This is a genomic window from Candidatus Nanopelagicales bacterium (assembly GCA_030700225.1).
In the GTDB taxonomy this organism is placed as follows: Bacteria; Actinomycetota; Actinomycetes; order S36-B12.
The window spans coordinates 1-5,636 of sequence record JAUYJT010000055.1; the positions used below are offsets into that span (position 1 = coordinate 1).

General features: G+C 64.0%; 6 protein-coding genes. 3 read left to right on the forward strand and 3 right to left on the reverse strand.

All coding sequences use genetic code 11. From position 1 onward, the window contains the following. Positions 1 to 205, forward strand: a 205-nt coding sequence (locus tag Q8P38_08185) for a hypothetical protein (protein MDP4014574.1), incomplete at its 5' end; no start/stop codon positions are given. Positions 206 to 227: 22 nt separating this feature from the next. Here Q8P38_08185 and Q8P38_08190 read toward each other — a convergent pair. Then, positions 228 to 1,349: a glycosyltransferase gene (locus tag Q8P38_08190; protein MDP4014575.1), complete on the reverse strand. Its 1,122-nt coding sequence runs from the start codon at positions 1,347 to 1,349 to the stop codon at positions 228 to 230. Then, positions 1,346 to 2,182, reverse strand: coding sequence for a glycosyltransferase (locus Q8P38_08195; GenBank protein ID MDP4014576.1), 837 nt, complete (start codon positions 2,180 to 2,182; stop codon positions 1,346 to 1,348). Before Q8P38_08195 ends, Q8P38_08190 begins: the two co-directional genes overlap by 4 nt. Positions 2,183 to 2,327: 145 nt before the next feature. On the opposite strand from Q8P38_08195, the gene Q8P38_08200 reads away from it, so the two are divergent. Further along, complete coding sequence (locus tag Q8P38_08200; GenBank protein ID MDP4014577.1) at positions 2,328 to 3,698, forward strand: LCP family protein; 1,371 nt, start codon at positions 2,328 to 2,330, stop codon at positions 3,696 to 3,698. 171 nt (positions 3,699 to 3,869) lie between these two features. Next, positions 3,870 to 4,316: a hypothetical protein gene (locus tag Q8P38_08205; protein ID MDP4014578.1), complete on the forward strand. Its 447-nt coding sequence runs from the start codon at positions 3,870 to 3,872 to the stop codon at positions 4,314 to 4,316. Positions 4,317 to 4,377: 61 nt separating this feature from the next. Here the strand turns inward: Q8P38_08205 and Q8P38_08210 are convergent. Further along, the coding region (locus Q8P38_08210) for an InlB B-repeat-containing protein (protein MDP4014579.1) at positions 4,378 to 5,636 on the reverse strand (1,259 nt) is incomplete at its 5' end.

Below are 5,636 nucleotides of genomic sequence, written 5' to 3' on the forward strand. Positions count from 1 at the left end.
GCAGGGCGGAGCGCGCACCCAATACAACCTCGGGGCGTGGCTGATCACGCCAACTTCACTGGCTTACGCGCTTTCGGCAGCGCCGGTGAAGAAGGACGTCGGAGGCCTGAAGTTCGCGATCATGACCAAGGGTTCTGACGCTGGCGCCAGCACTGTGCTTTCGTCGAACATCGACGCCATGATCGCCTGGTCACAGCGGGACTAACGGCTAGCGGCTACTCCTCAAGTCAGTCATAGACCCGCAGCAGCTCGGGGGCGCCGTTGGCCTGCCACGAGTACTCGGCGGAAACGAAGCGGACTGCGCGATGTCCGGCGGCCGCAAGGGCTGGACGGTCGGAAGCCAAGGCCCGAATCTTGTCCGCTGTCTCGGCTAGGTCAGCACCTGCGTCCACGAACAGGCCAACGTCGGCCGCTCCCAGGCGCTCCACCCAGCCCGGAAACGCTGTCGCGACGAACGGCAGCCCGACGGCGAGGTACTCGTAGATCTTGTTTGGGTCGACGAACCGGTGACTCGCGACGTCTTCGAAGAGGATGAGTCCGAGATGGGCCTTCGCTAGCTCCGCGAACGCCTCCTCCTGGGGAAGCTGCCCGCGGTAATCGACGAAGCGCCACTCGGGCCTTGTCCTGGCTCCGGCCAACGCCTTGTCGTTGACAGCTGGGCCAATCAGCAGAAGGCGCGCAGGTCCGCTCCTGGCTAACGCGGCGACCAGATCGAGCATCCGCCAAAGTCCCCGGTCCGCACTCACTCCACCTATGTATCCCAGAACTAGCGGTTCGTCGGCGGACTGTGCCAGCAACCATCGCTCCCGGGCCTCAGCCGCCAGCTCCGCGGAAGCGGCATCCACAAGAGGAGGGTTACCGATTACGACCGCTTCTGGTATTCGCCGGACCAGCTGCGGCTGTGTGACGATGACCGCGTCGAACTCGCGCCCAGCTCGCCGTTCCAGCTTGGCCACAAGAGCTGCCGCGGGTCGCCGTGCCATCGTCGGCAGCCACTGCCGCAGGAGAATCTCGGAACGGAAGTCTTCATGGGTGTCGTAGATGACCCGGCATCCGCGATGACGCAAGGCGAACCCGATCGGCAACGTGTCGGGGTTGTGGATGTGATAGACGTCAGCGCGCTCCTTGTAGACCCGGCGGGCGAGCGCGGGGAGCTGCGCGAAACGGCTGAGTCGGCTTGAGTGGCGAACCGGTTTGACCGTAACCCCGTCGCGCACCAACGGGCGCCCATCGGGAGTGCGCGCGTACAGGATCACTTCGTGGCCGGCCTGAGCCAGAGTCACGGCCTCCTTGCGGAAGACGCGAATGTCGTCGTAGATGTGCACCGGAGCGACCACAACGATCTTCACGCGGCGCCACCCCGCCCGACCCGCTCGAACACCCGGTAGACCGATCGGAACAGGGCGGTGGGCAGCAGCCGCACGACGAAGGTCGCGCCCGCGACCGCGACAACGACTGGCCGCTGCCACCAGACGACCAGAGGTAGGGCACGCAGCTTCGTTGCCAGATCACTCTTGGCGTAGGACAAGCCGCGGCGCCTGTTGAAGTAGTCCGCTCCTGTGCGATAGCGCGTGAGCGGCTCTGGAATGTTGCCGATCCGACGGCCACGGCGGATCAGCTCCACCCACAGCCTGTAGTCCTCTCCCACCCGTATGTCCTCGGGGTAGTGAAACTCAGGAAGAATCTCTCGGCGAAACATCACAGCGGTGTTCGCCGTTGGACACGAGTACGGGACCCGTGCGCGCACTGCGCTCCACGACACCGGGAATTCGCGCACACCCTGCTCGGCGCCAGACTGGTCGATCACAGCTAGCCAGGATGCGACGACATCAAGGCCATGCGCGGTCAGATAGTCGATCTGAGCGGACACCCGTGTCGGCGACATCGCGTCGTCCGAATCAAGGATCGCTATGAAATCCCCTCGGCACCGAGCCAGGACGCTGTTACGCGCTACGGCTGGCCCGGACGGAGATTCGAGCGGATACACCCTGATCCAGGGGTTGTCGCGTGCCCGTTGCGAGAGCATCTCACGCGTGTCGTCCGGCACGGGTCCGTCGCAAACGACCAGAAGTTCGATCGGTCGATGTCCCTGCGCGATGACACTGTCCAGAGCCTCGCCTAGGTGCCTTACGTCATCTCCGGCATGGGTGGCCGTAATCACGCTCACTAGCGGGCCCGTCATCGCCCACCTGCCCTAGCTCGACTCCCCCGACGCGCAGGACACTACCACCGCTCGCCCGAATCTGCCGCCACGCGGGGGCGGCCTTCGCCGGGCCTGGAGCTCCCATCGCTTACGCTTCATACGCCCGTCAGAAGTCAGGAGTCCAGTGCCCGTCAACCGTGAGCGACAGGCCACGCACAGGCGCTTGGCCAAGACCATCGTCACCGTTGTATCCGTGGCCCTTCTCGGCCTGAGCTTGACAGGCTGGGCCGCCAGCCAGCGCTACTTGTCCAACCTCGCGCAGGTAGACGTGTTCGGCGGCCTCGGCGGCGGACCGGGCTGGGGCGAACCTGTGAATATCCTGGTGGTCGGGTCGGACGACCGCTCCGGCCTGTCACGCAACCAGCGCTCGAAGCTTCACACGGGGCAAGAGGACTTCGGACGACACACCGACACGATCTTGCTGGTTCACCTGAGCGCGGACCTGAGCAACGCGAGTGTCGTGAGCATCCCCCGCGACTCCCTGGTGACGATCCCGTCTCACACGTCTTCGGAGGGCGAGCCCGTCCCCGAGCACAAAGGCAAGGTCAACTCCGCCTTCTCCACCGGCGGACCGTCCGTGACAGTCAAGACGGTCCAAGCAGCCACCGGTGTCACCATCAACCACTACGTGGAGGTCAACTTCTCGGGCTTCCTGAAGATGGTTGACGCTGTAGGCGGCGTTGACGTGTGCCTGAAAAAGCCTCTAGTCGACCAACTGGCCGGGCTCGACTTGCCAGCTGGTAATCAGACGATCCGAGGGCGCCAGGCTCTTGGCTACGTGAGAGCCAGGCACATCGACAACGACTTCGGTCGCGTCCAGCGCCAGCAAACATTCATCGCTGCCATCCTCCAAAAGCTCACTCAGGCCGGCACACTTCTGAACCCGGTGGCGATGAATTCCTTCGTAGACGCGGCGGTGTCTAGCGTCACCACAGACGAGAACCTGTCCGTCGATGTTGTGGCAGCCCTGGCGGCACGGATGGCCGACGTGGACCTGTCAGCGATCAAGTTCACAACCGTCCCAGTTTCAGACGGCAACCACTTCTTCGACGGCGAAAGCACGGTGCTTTGGGACGCTCCGGCTGCCAAGAAGATGTTCGATGCTCTCGCCGCCGACCAGCCGCTGCCGGAGCCGCCCAAGCCCGCAGTCGTCGAAGTGGCACCTGGGGAGATAACAGTGACGCTGGCAGGCGCTGCGGGCGCGCGCTACAAGCAGGCCGTGAGCGACCTGACCAAGGCCGGGTTCGATGTGAGCCAAGCCGGGAGCGGGCAGGCCGTCAAGCAGACGACCATCCGCTATGACCCGCAGTGGCAAAGATCCCTGCACACGCTCAAGGCAGCTTTCCCCAATGCCAAGTTCATCTCAGCGCCTGGCACCGGAGGGACCTTCACGGTTTTGGTCGGCGACGACTACAGCGGCATCGCCCCCGTTCGGGCTGCCGCCACCAGCGTCGAGAACACTGTCAGAACCGCCCGCGACAGCATCTGTTCCTGAACATCCACTCCGGAAGCGTCCCGTCAGCGCAGCACGGAACGCGCCATGACAAGCCTCTGGATTTGGTTCGTCCCCTCATAGATCTGCGTGACCTGACTTGGCTCAAATCAGTGCGCTCTGTCGACCCTGCTGATGCTCTGGAGGGCGTCGGCTAGGTCGCCGGGGGGGTGATTGTTCGGCGGTGAGGATGTGCCCTCCGGCGCGGATCTGGACGGTGCGGTAGCGGCGGGTTCGCAGCATGAACTTCTCGACACCACCGTTGACGTGGGCGTGTACATGGCGGCCAGGTTGGCGGCCATGTACGCACGCAGCACCGGGACCAGACTGGCCAGATACTCCTGGATGAAGCGCACGAGATGCGCGAAGAGTATCCCGACGTCGATGTGCGCAAGCATGGCTGTCGTAGATGAACTCGGCCTCGAACAGCGGGTTCAACTTGTTGATGATCAGATGGTGGACGACGCGGTCACCGAAACCGGCGGCGAAGATCTCCCGCTTCACCGGCTTGTCGACCACGAACGCCACACCGCGCCCCGGCAGGTAGGAGCCCTGTCCCAACCCCAGCTACGACGCGCCACCACACGCATTTCCGAAGCGCCAGAATCCGGCCCGCCCTAGCGCGACCAGGGATCCTGAGCATTCTCAGTGGCTACGGCAGCGAGATGGAGACCCAACTCAGCTAAAAAGCCCGGACCGGCCGCACCCTGTAGCTAGTTTCGTACTTAGAGACATCGAGCCACACGAAAGAGTAGAAATTCAGCATCCACGCTTTGTTCGTCGCAGTGGCCTGCGACGAGGACCAGTAGTTGCCAGAGGCCCCGAGAGGACTGCTCTGCAAGTACACCTTATTCAGTTCGTCCTTGGACGGTAGGAACCAGTCGGTCAGGCCGCCACCCGCGTAGTTCTTCGCCGCCCACGCCGCCGGGGCATTAGCAGTGGAACACGCGGAGGTGATCGCGTTCGTGTTCCCCGCCCCCGTGCCAATCGCCGTACCAGTCGAAATACTCTTATTTGCGCACGTACTGATCCCCCACTTCAACGACGGGTCGTTGGCGGGGCCTCCTTGCCATTGAAATGGTGCGGCCTCGAAACACTGCGAACCCGACGGGCGACTCGTGTCCTTGTAGACGATCCTCCCACCGCCAGGTCCGATATCACCGACCGAGTACGACGAACACGGCAACGCCAACCACTGCGCGTGCAAGGTCGCGTCAGCGGTGAACGGGTACACGGCCTGATTGGCGTACGCGGTACCCGAGCCATTGGCTGCGGTGTTCCACCCCGTGAAGCTGTACCCGGCGCGGGTGAACGTGTTAGCGGTCAACGCCGTGGGCACATTCTTCGTCTGCGAGCTCATCGACCCCGCTCCGTCGTTGGCGTTGAACGTCACCGTGCGCATAGGCAACGCGGACCACTGCGCGTACAAGGTCGCGTCAGCGGTGAACGGGTACACGGCCTGATTGGCGTACGCGGTACCCGAGCCATTGGCGGCGGTGTTCCACCCCGTGAAGCTGTACCCGGTGCGGATGAACGTGTTAGCGGTCAACGCCGTGGGCACATTCTTCGTCTGCTGGCTCATCGACCCCGCTCCGTCGTTGGCGTTGAACGTCACCGTGCGCATAGGCAACGCCTCCCACTGCGCGTACAACGTCACCGCGTCTGCCGGCATCGTGAACGTGGCGCCCGGGGCGTAGCCGGTGCCCCCGCCGCCAGCTTGAGTGTTCCAGCCAGCGAACGTGTACCCGGTCTTGACCAGCGACCCCGTATTACCCAGCACCGTGACCGTCGAATCAGTCGCGTACGGGCTGGACGCATCGACCGGCACCGTCCCACCGGTGGACCCGTTGCCGTCATAGGCCACCACGAACGTCTCAACGCTCCACTGCGCGTACAACGTCACCGCGGATGGCGGCATCGTGAACGTGGCGCCCGGGGCGT